Genomic DNA, 24,847 nt, shown 5'->3' with positions numbered 1-24,847 from the left:
TCCGACTGGGGACCGGTCGCCTTCCGGCCGGTCCCTACTCTTTGAGGGGCTTGGCGCTGGCCCTGTGCCTGGGCGTCTCGCCGGTCTGCGCCCAGGCTGTCGCAGTCAAGGGCAACACCGACGAGAGCAAGGTGGGGGCCTATGTCCTGCCCGATCCGCTGAGGCTGGAAAGCGGCGCCTTGGTGGGGGACGCAGCCACCTGGGCCAAGGCGCGACGCTTTGAGGTGCTGGAGCTGTTCCGCGCCAACCAGTTCGGCCGCACGCCAAAGACCTACGTCCCCATGAAGACCGACGCCTGGGAGACCGGCGTCACGAGCTTCGGCGGCCTGGCCAAGCGCACGCAGGCGCGGTTGACCTTCGCGGGTCATGCCGATCCGACCATCCGCGTGGTGCTCTACACGCCGGCCGCCGCCAACGGGCCGGTTCCGGTGCTGCTGCATATCGGCTTCTCGCCCAACGTCCTGGTGTTCGACGATCCGGGGATCGAGGAGGGTTTCGGCTGGAACGTGCGCGAGAAGAAACGCGTGCTCGGCCGCCAGGCGACCTTGCTGGCGGGCTTCGACCCCAAGCCGTTCCTGGAGCGCGGCCTGGCCGTCGCCCATGTCTACTACGGCGACGTCGAGCCGGACTTCGACGGCGGCGCGGCTTTTGGCGTGCGGACGTTGTTCCGTCCGCAGGTCGGTCCCGAAGCCTGGGGCGCGATCGGCGCGTGGGGCTGGGGTCTGTCGCGCGTTGTTGATTATCTCTCGAGCGACCCGGCCATCGACGCGCGCAGGATCGCGCTGTCGGGGGCTTCGCGTCTGGGCAAGACCACCCTGTGGGCAGCGGCGCAGGAGCCTCGCATCGCGCTCGTCATGCCGGTGATCTCGGGCGAGGGCGGAGCGGCGCTCAGTCGGCGCGACTATGGAGAGACCATCGCCGCCATTACCGATCCGAGCCGCTACGGCTACTGGTTCGCGCCGCGCTATCGCACCTATGCCCACCGGGTGAAGGACCTGCCGGTCGACAGTCACATGTTGCTGTCGCTGATCGCGCCGCGGCCGATGTTGCTGGTGACGGGCGACACCGACACCTGGTCGGACCCGCGCGGCGAATATCTGGCCGCCAAGGCCGCCAGCCCCGTTTACGCCCTCTATGGCAAGGCCGGCGTCGGCGACGTCCAGCCGGCCGCCGAGGCTGCGCCGAGCGGAGACCTGGCCTTCTACATGCACAAGGGCGGCCACACCCTGCTGCCGGGGGACCTTCAAGTCATGGCTGACTTCATGGCCCGCCAGTTCGCCGAGGCTCCGCCGCCAGCCGGCGATCCGGTCGCCGCCGCCAACGCTGCGCGCAAGGCCAATCGCAATATGCCGACGGCCTGGTGGGCGGCGGCGAAGGCCAAGCCCGAAGCCTGGTACGCCGGTCCTGAAGCGCGGGTCATGGCCGACAACATCCTGTCCTGGCAGGATCCGATCAGCGGCGGCTGGCCGCTGATGAACACGGTCAGCGAGCCCAACATCGGTGATCCCGCCGCCGTTGGCCCCTGGGGGACCCGCGCGGCGCTGATCAAGGCCACCGTCAACGAGATGCGTTTCCTGGCCCGCCTGCAGAAGGCGCAGCCTGATCCGAACTATGTCCAGGCGATCGATCGCGGCCTCGGCTTTATCCTGGAGGCCCAGTATCCGACCGGCGGCTGGCCCCATTCCTGGCCGGTTTTCGTCAACGCCTACGACCACCAGGCGACCTTCAATGACGATGAGGTGGTCGATCTGATGACCTTGCTGCGCGAGGTGGCGACGGCGCCGGACTTCAAGGTGCTGTCGACGCCACGTCGCGGCGCCGCGCAAGCCGCCTTCGACCGCGCGCTGGGCTTCATCCTCAAGACCCAGATCGGTTCGACCGCCTGGGCCCAACAATATGACGAGATCAGCCTGGTCCCGCGCCCGGCGCGCGCCTTCGAGCCCGTGGCGATCAGCGGTAGCGAGAGCGCCGGCGTGCTAATGCTGCTGATGAGTCTCGACAAGCCCAGCCCCGCCGTGAAGGCGGCGATCAGGACCGGGGCAAGCTGGTACCGCAGGTCCCAGATCAACGGGATCCGGGTCGAGTACGGCAACGGCGACCGTCTCGTGCGAGAGGACCAGACCGCTCCGCCGCTGTGGGCCCGCTTCTATGAGATCGGGACCAACCGCCCGATCTTCGCCGGCCGCGACGGGGTCATCCGCTACGAGCTGGCGCAGGTCGAGAAGGAGCGCCGTGGCGGGTACGGCTGGTACGGCGACTGGGGCGCGGCGGTGCTGGCCCGCTACGCCGAGTGGGCCCGCACCCACGGCGACTGACCGTCAAGACACGCCAACACCACGACGACCGGTCCGACCAAGGACCGGCGAGGAAACGACACACGAAAGGGAAGGGGAGTTCCATGCTCGACCAACTGATGACACGCGCCTCGTGCGCGGCCCTGATCGCGGCCGGCGGCCTGACGATCGCCATGCCGGCTCTGGCGCAGACCACGCCGCCGGCGGCCGACCAAGCCGAGACGGTCACCGAGGTGGTGGTCACCGGCTATCGCGCCTCGGTGGCCAGCGCGCTGGAAACCAAACGCCGCGCCAACGACATGCAGGACACGATCAAGGCCGAGGACATCGGCAAGTTCCCCGACGCCAACCTGGCGGAGTCCCTGCAGCGCCTGCCGGGCGTCTCGATCGACCGCGACAACGGCGAAGGCCGCCGTATCTCGATCCGCGGCCTGGGTCCGGACTTCTCGCGCGTTCGCCTGAACGGGCTGGAGGCGCTGTCGACCTCCGGCGGCAATGATAGCGGCAGCACGCCCAATCGCTCGCGCGGCTTCGACTTCAACGCCTTCGCCTCCGAACTCTTCAGTTCGCTGACCGTGCGCAAGACCGCCTCGGCCGAGGTCGACGAGGGGTCGCTAGGCGCGACCGTCGATCTCTCCACGGGACGGCCGCTGGACTACAAGGGGCGCAAGCTGAGCCTGTCGGTGCAGGACGGCTACTACGAGAACGGCAAGCACCATAACCCGCGCCTGGCTGGCCTGATCGCCGACCAATGGGACACCGGTATCGGCCGCGTCGGGCTTTCAGTTTCGGGCGTCTACAACAAGGCGCGGCGCTCGAGCGACGGCTACAGCCGCGGGCCGGCTTCCTACGACTATGCCTATTCGCGGCCCTTCGCGACGCCGACCCTGACCGCGGGTTCGCCGGCCGCCGGCATTCCCGAGCGCGAAGGCTTCGCCGCGCCGTCGACCGCCGTCTGCGATGGCGGCACGGCCATCGCGCCCAATCTCAATGGCGTCATTCCGGGCGTCAACATCACGCGCCTGGACGCCTGTAACGCCCAGCGGGGCTCCGATCCGGCCGCCTATGCCCTGATCTATCCGAACGGCGGGGCGATCCGCCAACTGGTCAACGGCGTTGCGACCCAGACAACGGCCGGCTCGACGGTCATCGTTCCGACGCTGCCGACCCTGAACCACCAGGAGATCGAGACCGAACGGACGGGCTTCACCGCCTCGGCGCAGTGGAAGCCGACCAATCGCACGCTGATCAGCGTCGACGGGGTCTATTCGCGCCTGAAGCAGTCGTCGAACTACTACCAGATCTCGACGATCGGCCTGAACCGGTTCGGCAATACGGTGACGGGCTACAACACCGCCACGACCGGTTCGGCGGCGCTCTATTCGTCGTGTTCGACGACCGGCCTGGTGCGGCCCATCGCCTGCGAGGGGACCAGTGGCAATGGCGCGGTGCTGCCGGGCTTCGCCAACAGCACCAATCCGTACAACCTCAACGCCTACGACTATTACAACAACCCGCAATCCAAGGGGTACGTCGCCACGACCAATGGGCTGGCGCTGTTCGACGCCCTGATCGGCAAGCCGACGACGCGGATCATGGACGCCCACGTCGACACCTCGAACCCCAAGACGCCCGTCGCCGACTACATGAAGCTGGGCAATATCGACTACCGGTCGGCCAACGACGCCAACCAGTACACCACCACCTTCAAGCAACTGTCGGTGGCCCTGGACCAGGACCTGACCGACGACCTGAAGCTCAGCGTGGTGGGCGGCTATTCGGAGTCGAGCAACAGCAGCCTGGGCCTGCTCTCCGACCTCAGCCGCCTGGATAGCGGCCAGGGCGCGCCGGGCAACGACTATTTCGTCTATGACGCTCGGGGCGATGGGCCCATGCCGATCCTGAACTTCGGGTTCGACGCGGCCAATCCGAGCAACTGGGATACGATCAAGGGGCTGTCGGTCCTGCGGGTTCAGGCGCGCGAGACCAAGAACACCTTCAAGAACCTGCGCGCCGACTTCAACTGGCGCGCCTTTGGCGAGGACCACATCAAGTGGGGCGCCGCGTTCCGCGAGTTCGGCTTCGACACCTCAGAGCTGCGTCGGGCCTCCAACGAAGCGGTCTCGCCGACGTTGCTGGAAGCTGGCAGCACCGTGGCGGCCACCGGGCGGGTCATCGAATGGGGGCAGGGGCTGAAGGTTCCGGCCGGCACGACCACCCGTTTCTGGGCGCCGGACAACAAGAAGATGGCCGCTGTGTTCGGCTTCGACTGCGACTGCGTCAACAAGTACGGCGATTTCCGCCTGTCGTACGGCGGCAGCCCGGGGCTCAACTATCAGATCACCGAGAAGGACACGGGTGGCTACGTCCAGTACGACTACAGCCGCTCGCTGCTGGGCATCGACGTGCGCGGCAATGTCGGCGTGCGCTACGCCAACACCAAGGTGACGGCCAACGGCCTGACACCCACGCTGGCCAGCATCACCAACACCAATGAATACAACGACTGGCTGCCGTCGCTGAACGCGGTGTTCGAACTGACGCCGACCATGCTGGTCCGCTTCGGCGCGGCCAAGGTGATGTCGCGTCCGTCGCTGGCTCAACTGGCGCCGGGCATCACCACGTTCACCGTGCCCACGACCGCGGGGGCGATCACCGGCGGGGCCGTGACCAGCGGCAACACCAAGCTTTCGCCGTTCCGGGCCAACAATCTGGACCTGAGCTACGAGTGGTACTTTGCTCGTGGGGCTTTGATCTCGGTGGCGGTGTTCAACAAGGACGTGAAGTCCTTCCCGCAAACCGTTCTCGCTCAGGGCAAACTGGGCGACTATCTCGATCCTGGCGTCGTGGCTCAGTTGCGCGCCAGTATCACGGCCTCGACGGCGGCCGGCGACGCCCAGCGCGCCTATATCGATGGCAACAACGACTTTGCCTTCAGCCTGCCGCTGGACGCGCCTGGCGGCTACATCCGCGGCGTCGAAATCAACTACCAGCAGAACTTCACCTTCCTGCCGGGCTTCCTGAAGAACTTCGGCGCGCAGGTGAACTACACCCACATCGAAAGCGAGCTGAAGTACATCATCGACACAGGCTCGGCGACGGCGCCGGTCCGTCCCCAGCAGATCGGCAAGGCGCCGTTCCTGGGGGCCTCGCCGGACTCGGTCAACGCCACGCTCTACTATGAGACTCCCAAATGGACGGCCCGGGTCTCGGCCGCCTATCGTTCGAAGTACTATTCGACCTATCCGCTACAGAGCGGCAGCTGCCAGCCGGGCATGTGCCTGACGCCGCTGATCAACGACTTTGCCGGCAGCCAGTCCACCACCAACATCGACGGCTCGTTCAGCTACGAGCTGTTCAAGGGCGCGTCGCTGGTGGTCGAAGCCTTGAACCTGACCAACCAGACCTCCAACCGCTTCGCCTTCGACGGCAATCCGGTCGTGACGCAGTACGCCTCGACCGGGCGCCAGTTCAACGTCGGCGTCCGGATGACCTTCTGATGGAAACGATCATGCGTACGACCCTCATCGCTTCGGCGGCCTTCTTGCTGGCCATGCCCTGCGCGGCGGCGCCGAAACTCTTCCCGGCCGCGGGCGCCAAGAACGTCAACCCGGACACCCAGTTGGTCCTGTCCTTCTCTGCGCCGCCCAAGGTCGGAACCTCGGGGAAGGTCCAGATCCTCGACGCCGCCGACAACAGCGTGGTCGACGTCCTGGACCTGGCGATCCCGGCCTCGCCGGTCCCGGATGGCCGGCCCAAGAGCGCGACGGGCGAGACCAAGTCGCCCGCGCCGCCCAAGCCCGCAGGCCCGGACAATCCGGAGTTCCAGGCGGTCCAGGTCGGTGGGGCGTGGTTCCACTTCTTCCCGGTCACGGCCAAGGCGAGCCGCGCGACCATCCATCCGCACAACGGCGCGCTGAAGTACGGCCGGACCTATGTCGTGAAGCTCGATCCGCAGGTCCTGACCACGGTGGACGGCCAACCGCTGGAGGCCCCCAGGACCTGGACCTTCACCACCAAGGCCACGCCACCGAAGGCCGGCGTCGACCGGGTGATCGTCTCGGCTGACGGCAAGGGCGACTTCAACACCGTGCAGGGCGCGATCGACTTCGCGCCCGCCGCCTCGGCCAAGCCGCTGACGATCTTCATCAAGAACGGCGACTACCAGGAGATCGTCTATCTGAAGGGCAAGTCGAACCTGATCCTGCGCGGCGAGAGCCGCGAGGGCGTGGTCGTGCACTATCCCAACAACAGCGCCTTCAACCGTATCCGCCCGGCGTTCACGGTGACTGAGGCGAGCGACATCCAGCTGTCGACCTTCACGATCCGCAACGACTTCATCGGCCAGGCCGAGGCGCTGTTGCTGCGTGGCGAGCGCAACATCGTCGACCGCATGACCCTGAACGGCTCGGGCGACGCCTTCACGACCTACGGCTCGATCTACATGGTCGACAGCACGCTGACGGGCGATGGCGACACGATCCTCGGCTACGCGGCGTTGTACTGCCTGCGCTGCACGATCAAGTCCGTAGGGCCCTTCACCTGGACCCGGACGCCGAAGGGGCAGCACGGCAACGTCTTCGTCGACTCCAAGCTGATCTATGTCGACAAGCCGCTGCCCTGGTCGATCACGGCGTCCAATCCCGAAGGGCGCAAGACCGAGGGCACGTTCGGCCGCCTGCCGCGCAACGGCCCGGCCAGTTCGCCGATGGCCAATTTTCCTTACGCGGAGTTCGTGCTGATCGACAGCAAGATCGACGGCATTCCACCCGAGGGCTGGGGCGCGGTCGAGGATCGCGCCACCTTCGACTGGTCGAACCTGCGGCTGTTGGAGTTCAACACCAGGGACTTGGCGGGCAAGCCTGTCGACCTTTCCAGCCGGCATCCCGCGATGCGCATGCTGGCGCTGCCGAAGGACGCTCGGACGATTGAGGACTATCGCCGGCCCGAGTTCGTGCTGGGTGGCTGGAAGCCGGTGGTCCGGTGACTGTCAATCGCTCAAGTATGGAGCGGGGCTCTTGGGGTTTTGGCTGTCGAAATGTCGGTAATTCTCTAAGATAAGTCGTTTGACTCACGCACCATAAATGCCATCGTTTCCTTCAATGTCCACGCTAAGTGGGCGATGGAGGAAACGATGATGCGCGCAGCAAGCGGTGAGCGTCTGCCGATCGGGGCCAAGCTGTTCTACGGCTTCGGATCGATCGCCTACGGGGTCAAGGACGGCGCCTTCAAGTCGTTCCTGCTGATCTACTACAATCAGGTCGTCGGCTTGCCGGCCGGTCTGGTGGCCAGCGCCATCCTGCTGGCCCTGGTCGCCGACTCCCTGCTGGATCCGCTGATCGGTCAGCTGTCGGACGGCCTGCGTTCGCGCTGGGGGCGGCGGCATCCGTTCATGTACGCCTCGGCCCTGCCGACCGCAGGAAGCTTCCTGTTGCTGTTCATGCCGCCCGCCGGCTGGTCGCATGGCGCGCTGTTCGGCTACATCGTCGTGACCTCGATCCTGGTGCGCAGCTTCATCGCGCTCTACGAGATCCCCAGCTCCGCCCTCGGCCCCGAGCTCAGCGCCGACTATGACGAGCGCACCGCGATCATGGCCTATCGCTACATGTTCGCGATCGTCGGCGGATCGCTGCTCTACATCGTCACCCTGAAAGTCTTCCTGCGCCCTGACGCCGATCACGCGGTGGGCCTGCTCAATCCGGAGGGGTGGTGGCGCTATGCCGTCACCGCGGCCATCGTCATGGCCTTGTCGATCCTCGTCTCGGCCGCCGGCACTCACGGCCGGATCGCCACCTTCCGCCAGCCGCCGGCGCGGCCCCGCCGGACACTGGGGGCGGTGCTGGGCGAGATGCGCCAGAGTCTCGGGCACGGCTCCTTCCTGGCCCTGATGGCCTATGGGGTCATCAAGTTCACCGGCACCGGGGTGGTCAGCGCCTTGGCGCTCTATTTCGCCACCTACTGGTGGAAGCTGAGCTCGGGCCAGATTGCGTTCCTGGCGCTGGACGCCCTGATCGGCTCGCTGCTGGCCCTGCCGCTGGCCCCGCGCCTCTCGCGGCTGCTGGGCAAGAAGCAGGCGGCGATCGTCCTGCTGGCGGTGACTGTCGTTCTGGGCTTGCTGCCGTTCGCGCTGCGCATGGCCGGCTGGTTCCCCGTCGAGGGCTCAAAGCTTCTGGTGCCCGCGCTGCTGGCGATCCAGACCCTCTATTGGACCTGCGGGGTGGTGTCGGTGATCATGATCACCGCCATGCTGTCGGACGTCATCGACGACAGCGCCGTCCGCACGGGCCGCCGGGCCGAAGGTCTGTTCTTCGCCGCCAACAGCATCGTCCAGAAGTGCGTCTCTGGCCTGGGCGTGTTCGTCTCGGGCCTGCTGCTCAGCGTCGTCGCCTTTCCCAAGGGCGCCAGCCCCGCGACTGTGGACCCGCAGGTCGTCACGCGGTTGGTGCTGGTCTACGCCCCGACCCTGGTGGTGCTGTACGGCGTCGGCATGGCCTGCCTCCTGGGCTATCGCATCACGCGCGAGCGCCACGCCGAGAACGTGCGCCTGCTGGCCGAGCGCGAGGCGGGCGCTGTTGAGGCCTCTGACGCCCAGCCCGCCGTCGCGGCCATCCTGTCGGCGGTGAAGGCATGAGTGTCGCCCAGAGCTTCCTGAAGATCTTCGTCGCCGACCTCGACCGGTCGGCGGCCTTCTACGCCGACGCGCTGGGCCTGGTCCCGGGCGGGCGAATGGCCGCGCCGGCGTTCGACGAGTTGATCCTGCGCGCGCCGGCGGGCCAAGTGGGCGGCAGCATCGTGCTGTGCCGCTGGCGCGACGGCCGCGTGTTGGCGCTGGGCAACGCCAGTGGTCCGATCGGTTTCAGTGTCACCGATGTCGACGCCGTCCATGATCGCGTCCTCGCGGCGGGCGGGACCAGCCGTCTGGCGCCGTGCAGCCTGGGCGCGGCGCGCTTGGCCTTCGTTGTCGACCTGGACGGTCACGAGCTGGAGCTGCTGGACCTCGGTTCGGTCGCGTAAACATCCAAAAGAAAAGGGCCTCGGCGCGAACGCCGAGGCCCGAGTGATCCCCGAGGTAGGGGTCTTAGAAGCGCGCGCGGACCGTCGCGCCCCAGGTGCGCGGATCGCCCAGATAGGCCGAGTAGGAGCCCTGGAAGGCGCTGTCGAAGATCACCTGGGCGTAGTCCTGGTTCAGCAGGTTCTGCGCCCACAGCTCGATGGCCAGTTTCTCGTCCGGCGCGCGCAGGCCCAGGCGCGCATTGACCACCGTGAAGCCCTTCTGGACCTTGTTCGGCGCCAGGTTGGAGCCGGTGTTGTAATGGCTGCTGGTGCGGGCGTTGACATAGGCCAGGCCCGTCCAGCCCGACGACCCGATCGGCGGCGTCCAGGTCACAGCGTTGGTGAAGACCGTGCGCGGGGCGTTCGACATCTGCTGGCCGGGCAGGCGCGACAGTGACGGGCTGAGGGGCGAGCCGATCGCGTCGCCGACCAGCTGGTCGGCATAGCTCGTGTCGGCATAGGTGGCCGCCGAGGTCAGGCTCAGATGCTGCATCGGCCGCCAGGCGGCTTCCAGCTCCACCCCCTTGGCGATGACGCCGGCCTTGACGTCGCCCGGCGCGCAGGCCCCGGTCGTGGCGCTGGTATCGCGGTCGCCGCCGTTCAGGTTCGCGCCGCAGCCATTGATGGTGGCCACGATGTAGACCGTGCCGTCGAAGGTGTTGAGCTGGAAGTTGTCGAAACGCTGGTAGAAGGCCGAGGCCGTCAGCGACAGGCCGCCCTGACTGTACTTTGCCCCCAGCTCGAAGGCGTCGACCTTCTCCGGATCGAAGCGCAGTTTCGCCACCGAGGCGTTGGTCAGCACCGTGGTGGCCGGGCCCAGGGCCGAGCGGTCCAGGTTGAAGCCGCCGGCCTTGTAACCCTTCGAGTAGCTGCCATAGACCATCAAGGGTTCGGACGGCTTCCACGACAGCACCGCTGTGCCGGTGATCTCGCTCTCCTTGTGGCTGTCGGCCAGGTTCAGGCTGTTCAGTTCCGAGGTCGAGTTGCCCTGGCAGGCCAGGCCCACGATGCCGGCGCTGACGCCCGGCAGCGCGCGCACGCGCGGGCAGACGGTGTTGGTGTTGCGGAACGCCGCCGAGAAATCCTTGCTCTCGTGCGTGTAGCGGGCGCCCAGGGTCAGATCGACCGTTGGCGTGAGGTGGACGATGTTGTGGGTGAAGATCGCCGCGCTCTTGCTGGTCTGGCTGTAGCGCGTGCGGTCGTCACCCATGTTCTGGATCGAATAGAGCAGGTCCAGCGCCTGGACGGTTGGCGAGGCCGCGCCGCCCAGCGCCGCGCGGCCGGTCGGGGTCAGGCAGCCGGCGGCGTTGGCGTCGACCAGCGCCCGGTTGATGCCGTTGACGATCAGGCACGAGGAGAACGGGCCGTACTCCGCGCCGAACTTCAGCGTGCTGCCGACCTCGAGCGTCTCGTGCGAATAGAAGCCGCCGACCAGCCAGTCGAGGCGGTCGTTGAACGCGTCGCCCTGCAGGCGCAGCTCCTGCGAGAAGGTCTTGAAGGTGCGGCCCGAGCCCTCGCGGTCGATGTGCAGGATGTCGACCAGATTGTACTCGGCGTCCGCGCCCTGGGCGCCGTTGTAGTTGCGATAGGCGGTGATCGAGGTGGCCTCGGCGCCGGCCAGCTTCCAGTTCAGCTCCAGCGACGCGCCGCGATCCTTGGTCGTGCCGGCGAAGGTCGTGCCCGGCGAGACAGCGACCTTGCGGTCATAGGGATCGTTGCGCGAGGGATAGAGCTGATCGACGGTGGCCGGCGCGACCAAGGTCAGCACCCGTACCGCGGCGTTGACGTTCGGGTCGAGCAGGGCGGAGTTGCCGGGCGCGATCTTGTCGGTGGCGAACACCGCGCCGCAGCACGACTCGCTCCGCTTGGAATAGTCGGCGATCAGCCGGGCCGAGAAGGTGTCGGTCGGCTCCCACAGCAGTTGGCCGCGCAGGAAGTAGCGGTCGCGGGTGTTGATCTCGGCGCCGGTGTTGACGTCCGTGTAGAAGCCGCCGCGCTTTTCCCAGACGCCCTCGATCTTGCCGGCCAGGGTGGGGGTGATCGGCCCGGTGACGCCGCCTTCGAGGCGACGGTATCGGAAGTCGCCGACGCTGGCGAAGGCGTAGCCCTCGGTCTGGAACTGCGGCTTGCGGGTGATGATGTGCAGCAGGCCGGCCGAGGCGTTGCGGCCGAACAGCGTGCCTTGCGGCCCGCGCAGCACCTCGACGCGCTCGATCTCGCCCAGCTCGTTTAGGCCCACGCCCGTGCGCGAGCGGTAGACGCCGTCGATGAAGATGGCCACCGAGCTTTCGAGGCCGGCGTTGTCGCCGACCGTGCCAATGCCGCGGACGCGGGCCGAGGTGTTGGATTCCGAGCCGGTCGAGGACACCAGCAGCGACGGGTTCAGCTGGTTTAGCGCCCGCACGTCGGTGGCGCCGGAGTTGCGCAGCGCCTGCGCGCCCACCGCCGAGATGGCCAGCGGCACGTCGGACAGCGCCTGTTCGCGGCGCGTGGCGGTGACGATGATCTCGTCCACCTGGGCGACCTGCTCGGGCGAGGCTGGGCGGGCGTAGCTGGATTGGGCCTGCGCCGTTGAAAATGACGCAAACGCTAATAATGCCGCGCCGGAGCACAGGCGGGCGCGCGAAGACAAGGTCATATGATCCTCCCCGTGGCCTTCTTGCGCGATGTGCGCGGCCTTGATTTCGAATAGAAGGTACGGATGAGGTCCTCGTCAAGAGAGTTTACATGCAAACCAATAGTGGCGCGTTTCGTGCGGACGGTATCCGGAGCTGACGGAGCGCGTGGCGGGGTTTGACAATCGCGCGGCGGTGGCCAACATCGGGTCCATGGACGTCCAGGAAGAGCTTCGCAGCCGCAAGAGCGCGCCCGCGCGCATCGCGCAGATCCTCGACATCGCCGATGGGCTGGTGATCGAGACCGGAGGCTTGCCGATCTCGATGAAGCGGGTCGGCGACGCCATGGGCGCCAGCCGGGCGCTGGTCTATGCCTATTTCCCCGACGCCGATCAGTTGGCCGAGGCCGTGCTGGAGCGGCGCATGCAGTGGCTGGGCGAGGCTGGCCTCGCCACGGCGCTGGAGTCGGGCGAGTTTGGCGCGCGCGCCATGGCCGCCGCGCGGGTCTATCTGGATCACGTCGCGCGCCATGGCCCGGTGGTGCACGTCGCCGTCCGCGACCTTCCCAAGGCCCGCGCACGCGGCGGCAAGGCGCGGGGGCATGTGGCCGCGATCGCCCGGTTGGCGCGCGCGGCGCGGCGCGACCTGCGGCTTTCGGCGCATGAGGCCCTGGTGCTGATCGAGCTGCTGGTCGCCATTCCCGAGGAGGCCGGGCGGTTGGTGTTCGAGGGGGCGCTCGACCTTGGCGAGGCCCGGGCGCTGTGCGCGCGCCTGATGTCCAACGGGATCGATTCGGTTCGCCCGCGCGGAGCGCGGACGGCCTAGGGCGCGTCCTGGCGCGCGGCCGCCGCGTTGCTGTTGGCGCCGGCGATGATCACCGGCAGGCACAGGCGCTCGGCGACCTCCAGGGTCGTGCGGCCCGAGGCCAGCATTCCGCCGGCGCGGCGCGTCACGGCGGTCAGGACCGCCGTCGAGCCATAGGCCACGGACCGGCTCATGCCGTAGCGGGCGCCCAGCGACTCGACGATCGGCTCGACGGCGATCTCGGCGGCCTTCTGGCGTTCGTCCTGCAGGCTTTCGCGCACTTCGGCGTCGCGCATCAGGATCTGCAGGGTCGGGCCGCGCGCGATGGCCTCGTGGAAATAGCCGAGGGTCGACAGGATGATGCGGGTCAGGTTGTCCTCGCCCCGGGCGATCTGCAGCTGGCGGCGCTGCTCCAGGGCGGCCAGCTCGCGCCGGGCCAGCGAGGCCAGCAGGTCGGCGCGGCCGGCGAAGCAGTTGTGGGCCTGGGCTTCGCTGATCCCGGCGTCACGGGCCACGCGCTTGAGGGTCACCTCGGCCAGGCTCTCGGCCAGGATGATGCCGACCGCGGTGTCCATCAGCTGGTCGCGCCGGTCCCCGGGCGACAGACGTGTGCGGGCGCGGCGGGCGGTGAACTGCTCGGCGCCGACGATGATCTCGGGCGCGGTCCTGGAGGGCGCCGGCGGCAGCGCGGGTCGCGCGGGCGCGGCGGCCGCCCCTTGCCGCGTCCAGTGGGTGCGGGCGGGACGGGGGATCAATAGGCGGTCACAGAGCTTGGCTAGGCCGTTGGCGCTCAGGCCCACCTCGGCGGCCGCGCCGGCCAGCGGCTTGGACCAGACGAGGTCGTAGAGCTGCTGGCGGGAATACTTGGCCGAGGTCTTTTCGCGCATGGGCCAAGGTTGGGCCGCGGGACCGCCAATTGCAATCCCGCGGTGCCGGTACGTTACTCGGCGGCGATGCTGGCCGCGCTGTCCTGCATGCCCATCATCTGTTCGTAGTTGCGGCGGTAGAAGGCGTCGAGCTGGGCCTCCTCCAGCCCGCCCAGCGAGCGCTCGAAGCGGCCGATCGGGTCGGGCGTGCCTTCCGGGTGCGGATAGTCGCTGGAGAACAGGAAGAGGTCGGCGCCGGCGTCGCGGATCATCCGGCCGACATCCTCGCTGGGGAAGGGCGTGAACTTCACCGCGCGGCGCAGATATTCCGACGGCTTCAAGTCCAGTTCCTGCAGGTAGGGATCGGTCTTGCGGAACGAGGCGTAGGAATAGTCGAGTTGGCGCAGGAAGTCCGGCACCCAGCCGGCGCCCGACTCGATCACCCCGCCGCGCAGCGCCGGGAAGCGGTTGAAGACGCCGTCATAGATCATCGCCGTCAGGAACTCCTGCGGCGCGTACCACAGGCACATGTAGTCGGCGAAGCGCAGGTTCTCGCCGCCGCCGTGCAGGTCGGGCGCGCGTTCGCGGCCGTTGTTGTGGAAGGGCTTGGGCTGGGTGCGGGTGCCCGGGCCGATGTGCAGCATGAACGGCACGTTGGCCGCCTCCAGGCGACGCCAGAACGGGTCGAGGTCCGGGTGGCCCGGCGAGCGGTCGCCGACCGGCGACGCCGAGAACATCACCGCGCCCGCGCCCATCTCCAGGGCCGCGTCCAGCTCGGCCAGCGCGCGCAGCGGATTGTCCAGCGGCACGAAGGCGACGGCCACCAGGCGCGGATCGACGGCGCAGAAGGCGCATTGCGCGCGGTTCAGCGCCTGGGCCGCGACGTACATGGTCTCCTCGTCCTCGGCCTTGGTGACCGCGCCCAGGCCGAAGGTCGGGAACACCAGCTGGCTGCCAAAGCCCAGCCAGTCCAGGGCCTTGATGCGCTCGTCGGTGTCGAAGGCGCCGTAGCCCAGCCAACCCTTGGCGCCGGCGATCGGGTTCTCGGCGGCGGCGGCTTCGGCCGCCGGGTCGCCTTTGCGCGCCTTGGCCTGGTCGATCAGCTTGACGATCCGGCGGCCGGTCTCGCGCTCCGAATAGAGCGAGCCCAGCTTCTCGCGATGCGCGCCCTCCAGATAGGGCTCCAGCCACTCGGCCGTCTCCATGGTGTGGCTGTCGGCGTCGTGGATCACGCGCCCCTTCGAATAGGTCATCGTTTTCTCCCTGTCTGACCCGGCCGCCCTGGGAGCGGTCTTAGATTTCGACCCTACGCTCACTTCTTATGGTGCGTGAGTCAATTTATTTGTAGCGCTGTATGGCGACACTTTCCCTCGCTGGCGAAGCTGCGCGATGCGAAGTGGTGCGCGGGACATTTCGAGGGGCGAAGATATCGCCCGCCCGTCAGGCCTGGGCATTGTCCCTGGGGGGCGGCGTCGCGCCAGAACCTGGCCGGCGACGCAAGGCGGGCATCGTGCTCCTGCAGCTGGCGAAGATCGATGAGGCCGTGGCCGTCGAACTCCTGGCGGCTGCGTGGTCGTTTGCGCATCGGTCCGTTGGACCGCGCAGACAGGCAGGGGGTGTCGCCGCCGTACGGGTGCTGTCGGCCTAGACTGGCCACAGACGCCACCGATCTCAGCTTGTCTTTGTACGCCCACGGTACGATCGACCGATTTGGCTGTTGAGATCGGCCAAGCATAGGTCTTCTTACTCATCCCCGTAGCCAACGGGGACCTGCCGTGGACCTTTCCGAAACCCAAGCCGCCCAAGCCCAAACAGGACGTGAGCGCAGCCGCCAGATGCTGCGCACCGCCCTTGGTCCGCTGCTGCTGGCGCGGCTTGAAGATCCCGGCGTGGCCGAGGTCATGCTTAATCCTGACGGCCGGGTGTGGGTCGACCGTTTCGAGGGCGGCCAGATCGATACTGGCCTGACAGTTTCTCCGGAGGACGCCGAGCGTATCCTGCGTCTGGTGGCCCACCATGTGGCCGCCGAAATTCATTCTGGCCGGCCGCGACTGTCGGCCAAACTCCCAGGCTCGGGCGAGCGGTTCGAGGGCTGGGCGCCGCCGGTCGTGGCCGCCCCGAGCTTCGCCATCCGCAAGCCCGCCAGCCTGCTCTTTTCCTTCGACGACTATGTCCGCGACGGTGTGATGACGGCGCGGGAAGGCGAGGTGTTGGCCGCCGCCGTGCGGGGCCGCGACAATATCCTGATCGCCGGCCAGACCTCGAGCGGCAAGACCACCCTGGGCAACACCTTGCTGGCCGAGATCGCGGTGAGCGGCGACCGGGTGATCATCGCCGAGGACCTGCCCGAGTTGAAATGCGCCGCGCAGAACCAGGTGGCGATGAACACCTGCGACGGCCTCGTCAGCATGACCGACCTCGTGCGCTCGGCCCTGCGCCTGCGTCCCGACCGCATCATCATCGGCGAGGTGCGCGGGCCCGAGGCGTTGGACCTGATCAAGGCCTGGGGCACGGGGCATCCCGGCGGCGTGGCCACGCTACATGCCGGCTCGGCCCTGGGCGCCTTGCTGCGCCTGGAGCAGCTGATCCAGGAAGCGGTGCTCACTGTGCCGCGTGGCCTGATCGCCCAGACCATCGACGTCATCGCCGTGCTGGCCGGGCGTGGCCGACAGCGACGCTTGATCGACCTTGTCCGCCTGGAGGGCCAGGCGCCCGACGGCGCCTATCAGCTCAGCCCCGCCTGAGGCCCTAAGAGCCTCAAACCCCAGACATCGTTGAAGGAGATGGCCTCGTGTCCACGCGCCTTGCCTTGCCGCGCGCGCCCATGCCTGCCCGCAGGGCGTTTTACCTGCCGTCCCGCACGTCCGTTCGTGACCGGCTTCCCAGGCCCAAGTCTTGGATCTTCGCCGGCTTGACCCTGGGCCTGACATTGATCAGCCCCCAGGCGCAGGCAGCCGGCTCGGGCATGCCCTGGGAAGAGCCATTGCAGCAGATCCTGGAGTCGGTCGAAGGGCCGGTGGCCAAGATCATTGCGGTGATCATCATCATCGTCACGGGCTTGACCTTGGCGTTCGGCGAGAGCTCGGGCGGATCGCGCAAGCTGATCCAGATCGTCTTTGGCCTGTCGATCGCCTTCGCCGCCAGCTCCTTTTTCCTGTCGTTCTTCTCGTTCGGCGGCGGAGCGCTGGTCTGATGGCCGGTGATCGCGCCCTGGGGTTCGCAGCGCCCGTCCATCGGGCCTTGATCGAGCCGATGCTCCTGGCCGGCGCCCCGCGCGCGATCGCCCTGGTCAACGCCACCTTGGCCGCGGCCTTGGGGCTGGGTCTTCGCCTGTGGCTCGTGGGCCTGCTGGTCTGGCTGCTTGGCCATGGCCTGGCGGTGTGGGCCGCGCGCGGTGACCCGCAGATCTTCGAGGTCGGCCGCCGCCACGTGCGTCTGCCGGCCCATCTGGGGGTCTAGAGCGTGCTCGACCTTCGCGAATACGCCACACGCCCCGCGCGGCTGGCCGACTACCTGCCTTGGGCCGCCCTCGTGGCGCCCGGCGTGGTGCTCAACAAGGACGGCGGCTTTCAGCGGAGCGCCGAGTTCCGGGGCCCCGACCTCGATAGCGCAACCAACGCCGAGGTGGGCGCCGTCGCCGCCCGCCTCAACGGCGCCCTGCGGCGCCTGGGTTCGGGCTGGGCGATCTTCATCGAGGCGCGCCGTGATCCCTCGGCGTCCTATCCCGAGAGCGTCTTTCCCGACCCGGTCTCGGCTCTGGTCGATGAAGAGCGGCGCGCCGATTTCCAGCACAGCGGCGACCACTTCGAGAGCCGCTACTTCCTGACCCTGAGCTATTTGCCGCCAGCCCAGGAGCGGGGTCGTTTCGAAAGGCTGTTCGTCGAAGGCCGCCGTGGCGCCGACATCGACTGGAGCGCCGAGTTGGCCGCCTTCGTCGATCGCACCGACCGGTTTCTGGCCCTGCTCGACGGACTGATGCCGCGCCTGGCCTGGCTCGATGACGCCGCGACCCTGAGCATGCTGCACGGCGCGGTCTCGACCACGCGCCAGCGCGTGGCCGTGCCCGACACCCCGATCTATCTCGACAGCCTGCTGGCGACACAGCCCCTGGCTGGCGGGCTCGAACCGCGCCTGGGCCGCGCCCACCTGCGGGTCCTGACGCTGGTCGGTTTTCCGCCGGCGACGACGCCGGGCCTGCTCGACGACCTCAATCGGCTGGCCTTCGCTTACCGCTGGTCGACCCGGGCTCTGTGCTTGGACAAGACGCTGGCCACGGGCCTGCTGACCAAGATCCGCCGCCAGTGGTTCGCCAAGCGCAGGTCGGTGCTGGTGCTGCTGCGCGAGGCCCTGACCCAGGAACCCTCGGCCCTGGTCGACAACGACGCGGCCAACAAGGCCGCGGAAGCCGACCTGGCCCTGCAGGATCTCGGCGGCGACGCGGTGGCCTATGCCTATGTCACCGCCAGCCTGGTGGTCTGGGACGAGGATCCGGCCCGCGCCGACGCCAAGCTGGCCCTGGCCGAGAAGGTCATCCAAGGGCGCGAGCTGACGGTCATTCGCGAGACCGTCAACGCCGCCGAGGCGTGGCTGGGGACCATCCCCGGCCACGTCTACGCCAACATCCGCCAGCCGCCGCTCTCGACCCTGAACCTGGCGCACCTGGCGCCCATGTCAGCAGTCTGGGCCGGGCCGCAGCGCAACCAACACCTGGACGGGCCGCCGCTGCTGATCGCGCGCACGGCCGGTTCGACGCCGTTTCGCCTGAGCCTGCATGTCGACGATGTCGGTCACACCCTGATCGTGGGCCAGACCGGCGCGGGCAAGAGCGTGCTCCTGGCGATGCTGGCCCTGTCGTTTCGCCGCTATGCCGGGGCGCAGATCTTCGCTTTCGACTTTGGCGCCTCCAGTCGCGCGGCCGTGTTGGGCATGGGCGGCGATTTCCACGACCTGGCCGGTGAGGGCGGCAAGGCCGCCAAGCTTCAGCCGCTGGCGATGATCGATGGACCCGAAGAGCGCGCCTGGGCCGCCGACTGGCTGGCGGCGATCCTGGCCCGCGAAGGCGTCGCCATCACCCCGGCCGTGCGCGAACATCTGTGGGCGGCGCTCGGCAGCCTGGCCAGCGCGCCGGCGCGCGAACGCACCCTGACCGGCCTGGTGGCGCTGCTGGCCAGTCCGCCGCTGAAAGCCGCGCTGGCCCCGTTCATCCTGGGCGGCCCGCATGGGCGATTGCTGGATGGCGCGGGTGAGAGGCTCGGCGAGGCCGATGTCCAGGTCTTCGAGACCGAGGGCCTGGCCCGGGCGGCGGTCGCGCCGGCGGTCCTGACCTATCTCTTCCATCGCATCGCCCGGCGCCTGGATGGCCGGCCGACCCTGATCCTGATCGACGAGGGCTGGCTGGCGCTCGACGACCCCGCCTTCGGGGCGCAGTTGCGCGAGTGGCTGAAAACCCTGCGCAAGAAGAACGCCTCGGTGGTTTTCGCCACCCAGTCCCTGGCGGACGTGACCAGCAGCGCCATCGCCGCGACGATCATCGAAAGCTGCCCGACCCGGATCTTCCTGCCCAATCCGCGCGCGCTCGAGCCGCAGGGCGCGGCCGCCTACGCCCGCTTTGGCCTCAACGACCGCCAGATCGAGATCCTGGCTCGCGCGACCCCGGCTCGTGACTACTACCTGCAATCGCGGGCAGGAGATCGCCTGTTTGACCTCAGTCTCGGGCCCGTGGCCCTGGCCTTCTGCGCGGCCTCGGGCAAGGCCGACCAGGCCCTGATCAGCAAGGTGCTGGGGAGCCACGGCAAGCAAGGCTTCGCCGCCGCCTGGCTGCGCGCCAAGCACCTGACCTGGGCCGCCGACCTCTTGCCGGGCGGATCGGCCGCCCGGCCTGACGCCTCCCCGGAGACATTGTCATGACCTCTACCCGCCGCCGGCTGGCGCTCGTCTTGGTCGCGAGCCTGCTCGCGGCTGGGCCGACCGCCTCTTCCGTGGCCTTTGCCCAGTTCACGGTCTTTGACCCGACCAACTACGCCCAGAACGTCCTGCAGGCCGCCCGCGCCCTGCAGACCATCAACAACCAGATCACCTCGCTGCAGAACCAGGCGCAGATGCTGACCGGTCAGGCCAAGAGCCTGGCCAGTTTGCCGTACTCTTCGCTGGCGGCGCTAAAGGCGCAGGTTGATCGCACGCGCGGGCTCCTGGCGCAGGCTCAAGGCCTGGCTTTCGACGTCGCCCAGATCCGCGAAGCCTTTCGCACCCAGTACGGCGCGGCGGACCTGTCGATGAGCGACGCGGTGTTGACCCAGCGCGCCGACGCTCGCTGGAGCGCGGCGTTGGCCGGGTTCCAGGACGCCCTGAAGGTGCAGGCCGGCGTCGTCGGTGGCCTGGGCGCCAGCCGCGATCAGCTGACTGCGTTGGTGGGACAAAGCCAGGGCGCCGTCGGCGGCCTGCAGGCCGCCCAGGCCGGCAATCAGCTCCTCGCCCTCCAGGCCCAGCAGCTGTCGGACCTGCTTGCCCTCAGCGCCGCCCAGGGCAGGGCTCAGGCCCTGGAGGCGGCCGACCGCGCCGCCGCGCGCGCCGACGCCAAGGCCCGGTTTTCCAAGTTCATGGGGAGCGCAGGCGCGCCATGACCCGGCTCTTCGTCTGGGGGATAGCCCTCATCTTTTTGCTGGGCGCGGCGGTCTTGAAGGACGGGGCGCCCCAGCCGTCTTCCGCCCCGGTGGTCAGGGCCGCGGCGCGCGATTCAGAGCTGGCCCGCTGTCAGGCGCTGGGCGAGACCGGCGGGCAGGACGCGCAATGCCGCGCGGCCTGGGCCAAGGCGCGGGCGCGGTTCTTCGGCGGAGCGGCGTCATGAACGACGTTGGCGTCATCGATCGTTTCTTCGACACCTTCAACCGCTACTTGGACTCTGGGTTTGGGCTGCTCAGCGGGGAGGTGGCATTCCTCTCAACCACCCTGGTGGCGATCGACGTCACCCTGGCGGCGCTGTTCTGGGCCTGGGCGTCGAACGAGGATGTCCTAGCCCGTCTGATCAAGAAGACCCTCTATGTCGGGTTCTTCGCCTTCCTGATCGGCAACTTCCAAGCCCTGTCGCTCGTGGTGCTCAAGAGCTTCTCAGGCCTGGGCCTGAAAGCTTCGGGCGCGGGGGTCTCGGCCGAGGACTTCCTGCGGCCAGGGCGCCTGGCGGCCCTGGGGGTGTCGGCCTGCAAGCCGATCTTGGAAGCGGCGGCTGAGTTGGGCGGCTTTCCGGGCTTCTTTGAGAATATCGTCCAGATCGTCATCTTGCTTGTGGTGGCGCTCTTGGTGATCGTCGCCTTCTTCATCATCGCCATTCAGGTCTTCGTGGTTCTGATCGAGTTCAAGCTGGTCACCCTGGCCGGCTTCGTTCTCGTGCCCTTCGGGCTCTTTGGCCGCACCGCGTTCCTGGCCGAGAAGGTGCTGGGCAATGTCATCGCCAGCGGCGTGAAGGTCATGGTGCTGGCCATCGTCGTTGGCATCGGCTCTTCGCTGTTTTCCGAATTCACCAGCGCCGCCAGCGGCCAGCCGACCCTGGAAGCGGTGCTGGCCATGGCCCTGGCCGCCCTGACCTTGCTGGGCCTGTCGATCTTCGGGCCCGGCGTAGCCTCAGGCCTGGTGTCGGGCGGGCCGCAGCTGGGCGCCGGCGCAGCCGTTGGCGCGGGCCTGGTGGTTGGCGGTATGGCCATGGCCGGCGCGGCCGCCGCCCAAATGGTCGCCGGCGGCGCCGCAAGCTCCGGAGCGGGGGCGGCCGCAGCGGCGGGGGGCGGGGGGCGGCCTCCGCCAGCGGCCGGCGCGGCCCCGGCCGGCGGCTCGCCGCCGAACGGTCCGCAGGGCGGAGGCGGCGCGGCGTCCTCGGCCGGTGCGTCCTCGATACCTGCGCCACCGCCGCCGTCGTCTGGCGGGGCAGGCGGGCAGGGTGGTCCCCGCGCCGCGAACGCCCCGGCCGGCCGGGGCGATACGAGCGAGCAACCCGCCTGGGCCCGCGATCTCGAACGCCGCCAATCCATGACCCATGGCGCGGCCATGGCCGTCCACGCCGCCGGCAGCGGCGACGATCACAGCGCCGGCGCGGCGCCCAGCCTTTCGGAGGATAGATCATGACCCTGCTCAAGGGATCGGCGCGCTATGGCGCGACCCCCGCGCCGGAGACCGCCCACCAGCGGGCCGGTCAGGCTTGGGACCAGCGGCTCGGGGCCGCGCGCGTCCAGGCGTTCAACTGGCGGCTGATGGCGCTGGGCCTCCTGACGCTCAGTGGGGGCCTGTCGGCCGGCCTCGTCACGCTCGCCTTGCGCGGCGGCGTCACGCCCTGGGTGATCGAGGTCGACCGCCTGGGTGAGCCGCGCGTCGTCGCCCCGGCCGTTCAGGGCGCACGGCCGACCGACGCCATGATCGCCTGGACCCTGGCGCGGTTCATCACCGACGTGCGCACCCTCTCCACCGACCCGGTGCTGATGCGCCAGGCCTGGCTGCGGGCTTACGACTTCACCTCGACCGACGGCGCGGCGGCCCTGTCCGACCATGCCCGGCGCGCAGACCCCTTCAGCCAGGTCGGCAAGGCCCAGGCGACGGTGGCGGTGACCAGCGTGGTGCGCGCCTCGCCCGACAGCTTCCGTCTGGCCTGGACCGAACAGCGTTTCGAGGGCGGCCAGCTCGTCGCCACCGAGCGCTGGACGGCGATCCTCACTGTGACCATCCGGCCGCCCCGCACCGCCGAGGGCCTTCGGGTCAATCCGCTTGGCGTCTTCGTCACGGCCTTGTCCTGGTCGAAGGAGTTCGGCGCATGATCCGTCTGACCCTGTCCGCGGGTCTCGCCTGCGTCCTGCTGTCGCCGTCTGCCTGGGCTGGGCCGCCAGGCGGCGATCCGCGCCTGGCCACGCCAGCGGGCATGCATCGCTCGGCCTGGGTCGACACCAGCGTATACCCAGTGATCGCTATGCCGGGCCGCATCACCGACATCGTGCTGGAGCCAGGGGAGGCTCTGGTCGAGGCCGGTGCGATCGCGGCGGGCGACACCGCCCGTTGGTTGATCGGCGCCACCAGCAGCGGCGTCGGGCCCGGGCGTCGTGTGCATGTGCTGGTCAAGCCGACCGCGCCGGACCTGGCGACCAATCTCCTGATCAACACCGACCGACGCACCTACTACCTGGAGCTTCGCGCCTCGGCCCGAACTTGGCAGGCGCAGGTGTCTTGGCGCTATCCGCCGGTGGAGGCCGTGCTGGTCGATGCGCCGCCCGCTGTGTTAGACCTATCACGGGTCAATCGCCGTTACCGTATCAAGGGCGATCATCCGCCCTGGCGGCCGGTGGCGGTCTACGATGATGGACGGCGCGCCTATGTCGAGTTCGGGCCAGGCGTCGTTCTGGACGACCTGCCGCCGCTTTACCGTGTGGGCGTCGATAGCAAGTCCGCCGAGATCATCAACTACCGGGTTGAAGGACGGCGGATCGTCGTAGAGCGCCTCTTCGACCGCGCCGAACTGCGTCTCGGGATCAAGCGTCAGGCCCAGCGCGTAAGGCTGATCAGGCTGATGGGCGCCCCGGAGGCGGGCCGATGAGCGAAGACGCCGAGGCTAAGGAAGCTATCGCCAAGACCTTGCGGCTGCGCGGATCGCCCGCGCCGGTGGCCCGCCTGTCGCGCCGAGCCCTGATCATCGCCAGCACCGCCATCGCCCTGGTTCTGTTCAGCGCCGTCGGCTGGTCGATGCTGGGCCATCGGCGTGTGGCGCCTCAGACGGTGGAGCCGTCCGCGACCGCGACGCCGCCGGAGCGGGTGACGGCCTTGCCGCGCGGCTATGCCGGTCCGGCCGGCGTGCCGGCGCTCGGTCCGCCGCTGCCCGGCGATCTGGGCCGCCCCATCCTGGCCGCCCAGCGGGCGGGCGCCAGGCCCATGGAAAGCGCTGGGCTGCAGCAGGCCGCGGCGGCGGCGGCCCCCGGGCCGAGACAGCCTGCCGTCGACCCCGAACGCGAGGCCCGTGTCGCCGTGCGCCGCGCCGCCCAGCAGAGCGGCCTCTTTGTGGCCGGGCAGCCCGATCGACGCGGGGAGGCCTTGCCGCCGGCGAAGACCGAGGAGGCTGGGCAGGATGTCCGGACGACCAGTGTGGAGCGTCTTCAGGCGCCAGCGTCGCCCTATGTCCTTCAGGCCGGCGCGGTGATCCCGGCCGCCCTGGTGACGGGTCTGCGCTCGGACGCGCCGGGCCTGGCCATCGCCCAGGTCACCCAGGACGTCTATGACAGCCTCGGCGGTGGCTTCCTGCTGATCCCGGCCGGGGCGCGCCTGATTGGCGACTATGAGGCCGAGATCCAGGTCGGACAGAGCCGCCTGCGCGTGGCCTGGACCCGGCTGATCATGCCGTCGGGCCGCTCCATCGTCCTCGACAAGTTGCCGGCCGCCGATGTGCAGGGCATGGCCGGGCTGCAGGACGGCGTTGATCGCCACAGTGGCCGCGTCCTGGCGGCGGCGGGTCTTTCGACCGTGCTCGCCATCGGCGCCGAGACGGGCTCATCGCGCGAGGCGTCCGATCTTGTCCGAGCCATCCGGCGGGGCGGCGCCGACGCGGTCAGTGACGTGGGCCGGCAGATCGTTGGCCGCAGCCTCGACCGTGCCCCGACCTTGACCATCCGTCCCGGCGCGCTACTGCGCGTCCTGCTGACCAAGGACCTCGTCCTAGAGCCCTACCGCGTGGGAGTGCGCCGATGAACAAGCTGAAGCTGCGTCCGCTGGAGGACGAAGCGAGCGTCAAGATGACCCTCGACGTGCCGCCCAGCACCTATCGCAATCTCGTGGCCTACGCCCAGGCCCATGCGGCCCAGACCGGCGGCAAGGTTGCCGAGCCCGTGCGGTTGGTCGTGCCCATGCTCGACCAGTTCATGGCGACGGATCGGGCGTTCGTGCGGGGACGTGCTCGGCGCGAGGCGTGAATGGAACGTCCTTGGCGGCCTTTGGTCGTTCACCATGCATGGTCCTGCGACCGCAGATGACGTTGGCGAACTTCACGGCGCCATGCGCCAGTCCCGTGAGGAAAATATGCGAAAGTCTGAGGCCGAGCCGGCCATTCGTCATCTATGCCACGCTTGGAGACGCGGTGAGGGTCATCTGGAGACGCCGGCGGGGGCCCTGAGCTTTGGCGACTTTTGGAGCTGGCTGCAGGCCAATTCTCCGCACCATCTGAACTTCCGATCCAGCATTTCGGTGCGCTACGACGTCGAGC

20 protein-coding genes are annotated in these 24,847 nt (G+C 68.7%); 17 read left to right on the top strand and 3 right to left on the bottom strand.

Going from position 1 to position 24,847, the window contains the following annotated elements; translation table 11 throughout:
* Positions 1-50: 50 nt before the first annotated feature.
* From pelA to AC1RRR_RS07630, 5 genes are all read left to right on the top strand, one after another.
* The gene (gene pelA / locus AC1RRR_RS07650; RefSeq protein WP_492811889.1) at positions 51-2,315 is read left to right on the top strand and encodes a pectate lyase; all 2,265 of its coding nucleotides are present in this window, start codon (positions 51-53) and stop codon (positions 2,313-2,315) included.
* 83 nt (positions 2,316-2,398) lie between these two features.
* Positions 2,399-5,794: a TonB-dependent receptor gene (locus tag AC1RRR_RS07645; RefSeq protein WP_492811887.1), complete on the top strand. Its 3,396-nt coding sequence runs from the start codon at positions 2,399-2,401 to the stop codon at positions 5,792-5,794.
* Between the two features lie 11 nt (positions 5,795-5,805).
* Complete coding sequence (locus tag AC1RRR_RS07640; protein WP_492811886.1) at positions 5,806-7,281, top strand: pectinesterase family protein; 1,476 nt, start codon at positions 5,806-5,808, stop codon at positions 7,279-7,281.
* Positions 7,282-7,428: 147 nt separating this feature from the next.
* The gene (locus AC1RRR_RS07635) at positions 7,429-8,925 is read left to right on the top strand and encodes an MFS transporter (RefSeq protein ID WP_492811885.1); all 1,497 of its coding nucleotides are present in this window, start codon (positions 7,429-7,431) and stop codon (positions 8,923-8,925) included.
* The gene (locus AC1RRR_RS07630) at positions 8,922-9,308 is read left to right on the top strand and encodes a VOC family protein (RefSeq protein WP_492811884.1); all 387 of its coding nucleotides are present in this window, start codon (positions 8,922-8,924) and stop codon (positions 9,306-9,308) included. The genes AC1RRR_RS07635 and AC1RRR_RS07630 overlap by 4 nt, the downstream gene beginning before the upstream one ends.
* Before the next feature lie 64 nt (positions 9,309-9,372).
* Here the strand turns inward: AC1RRR_RS07630 and AC1RRR_RS07625 are convergent, their stop codons facing one another.
* Positions 9,373-11,985 (bottom strand): TonB-dependent receptor, encoded by a 2,613-nt coding sequence (locus AC1RRR_RS07625; protein WP_492811882.1) that lies wholly within the window; start codon positions 11,983-11,985, stop codon positions 9,373-9,375.
* A gap of 145 nt (positions 11,986-12,130) precedes the next feature.
* Between AC1RRR_RS07625 and AC1RRR_RS07620 the strand changes: the two genes are divergently transcribed.
* Entirely contained in the window at positions 12,131-12,787 is a 657-nt protein-coding gene (locus tag AC1RRR_RS07620) for a TetR/AcrR family transcriptional regulator (RefSeq protein WP_492811881.1), read from the top strand.
* Here the strand turns inward: AC1RRR_RS07620 and AC1RRR_RS07615 are convergent.
* The gene (locus tag AC1RRR_RS07615) at positions 12,784-13,653 is read right to left on the bottom strand and encodes a TetR/AcrR family transcriptional regulator (protein WP_492811879.1); all 870 of its coding nucleotides are present in this window, start codon (positions 13,651-13,653) and stop codon (positions 12,784-12,786) included. The two genes, AC1RRR_RS07620 and AC1RRR_RS07615, sit on opposite strands and share 4 nt — an antisense overlap.
* A gap of 53 nt (positions 13,654-13,706) precedes the next feature.
* Positions 13,707-14,885 carry an amidohydrolase family protein gene (locus AC1RRR_RS07610; protein WP_492811877.1) on the bottom strand — a complete coding sequence of 393 codons (1,179 nt, stop codon included), beginning with the start codon at positions 14,883-14,885 and terminating at the stop codon, positions 13,707-13,709.
* A 582-nt stretch (positions 14,886-15,467) separates the two neighbouring features.
* Here AC1RRR_RS07610 and trbB point away from each other — a divergent pair.
* Genes trbB through AC1RRR_RS07555 form a run of 11 tightly spaced genes read left to right on the top strand, consistent with a single transcriptional unit; the run spans position 15,468 to position 24,557 of the window.
* Positions 15,468-16,376, top strand: coding sequence for a P-type conjugative transfer ATPase TrbB (trbB, locus tag AC1RRR_RS07605; protein ID WP_492813515.1), 909 nt, complete (start codon positions 15,468-15,470; stop codon positions 16,374-16,376).
* 47 nt (positions 16,377-16,423) lie between these two features.
* Positions 16,424-16,825 carry a TrbC/VirB2 family type IV secretion system protein gene (locus AC1RRR_RS07600; RefSeq protein WP_492811875.1) on the top strand — a complete coding sequence of 134 codons (402 nt, stop codon included), beginning with the start codon at positions 16,424-16,426 and terminating at the stop codon, positions 16,823-16,825.
* Positions 16,825-17,091, top strand: coding sequence for a VirB3 family type IV secretion system protein (locus AC1RRR_RS07595; protein WP_492811873.1), 267 nt, complete (start codon positions 16,825-16,827; stop codon positions 17,089-17,091). The genes AC1RRR_RS07600 and AC1RRR_RS07595 overlap by 1 nt, the downstream gene beginning before the upstream one ends.
* 3 nt (positions 17,092-17,094) lie before the next feature.
* Positions 17,095-19,539, top strand: coding sequence for a conjugal transfer protein TrbE (trbE, locus tag AC1RRR_RS07590; RefSeq protein ID WP_492811872.1), 2,445 nt, complete (start codon positions 17,095-17,097; stop codon positions 19,537-19,539).
* Positions 19,536-20,252, top strand: a complete 717-nt coding sequence (trbJ, locus tag AC1RRR_RS07585; RefSeq protein WP_492811871.1) for a P-type conjugative transfer protein TrbJ — start codon at positions 19,536-19,538, stop codon at positions 20,250-20,252. The genes trbE and trbJ overlap by 4 nt, the downstream gene beginning before the upstream one ends.
* Positions 20,249-20,476 carry a putative entry exclusion protein TrbK-alt gene (trbK-alt, locus tag AC1RRR_RS07580; protein WP_492811870.1) on the top strand — a complete coding sequence of 76 codons (228 nt, stop codon included), beginning with the start codon at positions 20,249-20,251 and terminating at the stop codon, positions 20,474-20,476. Before trbJ ends, trbK-alt begins: the two co-directional genes overlap by 4 nt.
* Positions 20,473-21,741, top strand: coding sequence for a P-type conjugative transfer protein TrbL (gene trbL / locus AC1RRR_RS07575; RefSeq protein ID WP_492811868.1), 1,269 nt, complete (start codon positions 20,473-20,475; stop codon positions 21,739-21,741). The genes trbK-alt and trbL overlap by 4 nt, the downstream gene beginning before the upstream one ends.
* Complete coding sequence (trbF, locus tag AC1RRR_RS07570; protein WP_492811866.1) at positions 21,738-22,424, top strand: conjugal transfer protein TrbF; 687 nt, start codon at positions 21,738-21,740, stop codon at positions 22,422-22,424. The genes trbL and trbF overlap by 4 nt, the downstream gene beginning before the upstream one ends.
* On the top strand, positions 22,421-23,194 hold the full coding sequence (gene trbG, locus AC1RRR_RS07565; protein WP_492811864.1) for a P-type conjugative transfer protein TrbG: 774 nt from the start codon (positions 22,421-22,423) through the stop codon (positions 23,192-23,194). The genes trbF and trbG overlap by 4 nt, the downstream gene beginning before the upstream one ends.
* Positions 23,191-24,336, top strand: a complete 1,146-nt coding sequence (locus AC1RRR_RS07560) for a TraB/TrbI/VirB10 family type IV secretion system protein (protein ID WP_492811862.1) — start codon at positions 23,191-23,193, stop codon at positions 24,334-24,336. Before trbG ends, AC1RRR_RS07560 begins: the two co-directional genes overlap by 4 nt.
* Entirely contained in the window at positions 24,333-24,557 is a 225-nt protein-coding gene (locus AC1RRR_RS07555) for a DUF2274 domain-containing protein (protein WP_492811860.1), read from the top strand. The genes AC1RRR_RS07560 and AC1RRR_RS07555 overlap by 4 nt, the downstream gene beginning before the upstream one ends.
* Positions 24,558-24,847 lie beyond the last annotated feature (290 nt).

This window comes from Caulobacter sp. GW821-FHT12D05 (assembly GCF_058807295.1).
Note: the sequence above shows the minus strand (reverse complement) of the source record. Positions and strands in the feature narration are given on the sequence as shown.

Coding starts and splice junctions, on each gene's coding strand:
- AC1RRR_RS07610 (WP_492811877.1), bottom strand. CDS start 14,885: ATGACCTATTCGAAGGGGCGCGTGATCCACGACGCCGACAGCCACACC.
- AC1RRR_RS07640 (WP_492811886.1), top strand. CDS start 5,806: ATGCGTACGACCCTCATCGCTTCGGCGGCCTTCTTGCTGGCCATGCCC.
- AC1RRR_RS07560 (WP_492811862.1), top strand. CDS start 23,191: ATGAGCGAAGACGCCGAGGCTAAGGAAGCTATCGCCAAGACCTTGCGG.
- AC1RRR_RS07615 (WP_492811879.1), bottom strand. CDS start 13,653: ATGCGCGAAAAGACCTCGGCCAAGTATTCCCGCCAGCAGCTCTACGAC.
- trbJ (WP_492811871.1), top strand. CDS start 19,536: ATGACCTCTACCCGCCGCCGGCTGGCGCTCGTCTTGGTCGCGAGCCTG.
- trbB (WP_492813515.1), top strand. CDS start 15,468: ATGCTGCGCACCGCCCTTGGTCCGCTGCTGCTGGCGCGGCTTGAAGAT.
- AC1RRR_RS07635 (WP_492811885.1), top strand. CDS start 7,429: ATGATGCGCGCAGCAAGCGGTGAGCGTCTGCCGATCGGGGCCAAGCTG.
- AC1RRR_RS07625 (WP_492811882.1), bottom strand. CDS start 11,985: ATGACCTTGTCTTCGCGCGCCCGCCTGTGCTCCGGCGCGGCATTATTA.
- trbG (WP_492811864.1), top strand. CDS start 22,421: ATGATCCGTCTGACCCTGTCCGCGGGTCTCGCCTGCGTCCTGCTGTCG.
- AC1RRR_RS07555 (WP_492811860.1), top strand. CDS start 24,333: ATGAACAAGCTGAAGCTGCGTCCGCTGGAGGACGAAGCGAGCGTCAAG.
- AC1RRR_RS07595 (WP_492811873.1), top strand. CDS start 16,825: ATGGCCGGTGATCGCGCCCTGGGGTTCGCAGCGCCCGTCCATCGGGCC.
- AC1RRR_RS07645 (WP_492811887.1), top strand. CDS start 2,399: ATGCTCGACCAACTGATGACACGCGCCTCGTGCGCGGCCCTGATCGCG.
- trbL (WP_492811868.1), top strand. CDS start 20,473: ATGAACGACGTTGGCGTCATCGATCGTTTCTTCGACACCTTCAACCGC.
- AC1RRR_RS07630 (WP_492811884.1), top strand. CDS start 8,922: ATGAGTGTCGCCCAGAGCTTCCTGAAGATCTTCGTCGCCGACCTCGAC.
- trbK-alt (WP_492811870.1), top strand. CDS start 20,249: ATGACCCGGCTCTTCGTCTGGGGGATAGCCCTCATCTTTTTGCTGGGC.
- trbF (WP_492811866.1), top strand. CDS start 21,738: ATGACCCTGCTCAAGGGATCGGCGCGCTATGGCGCGACCCCCGCGCCG.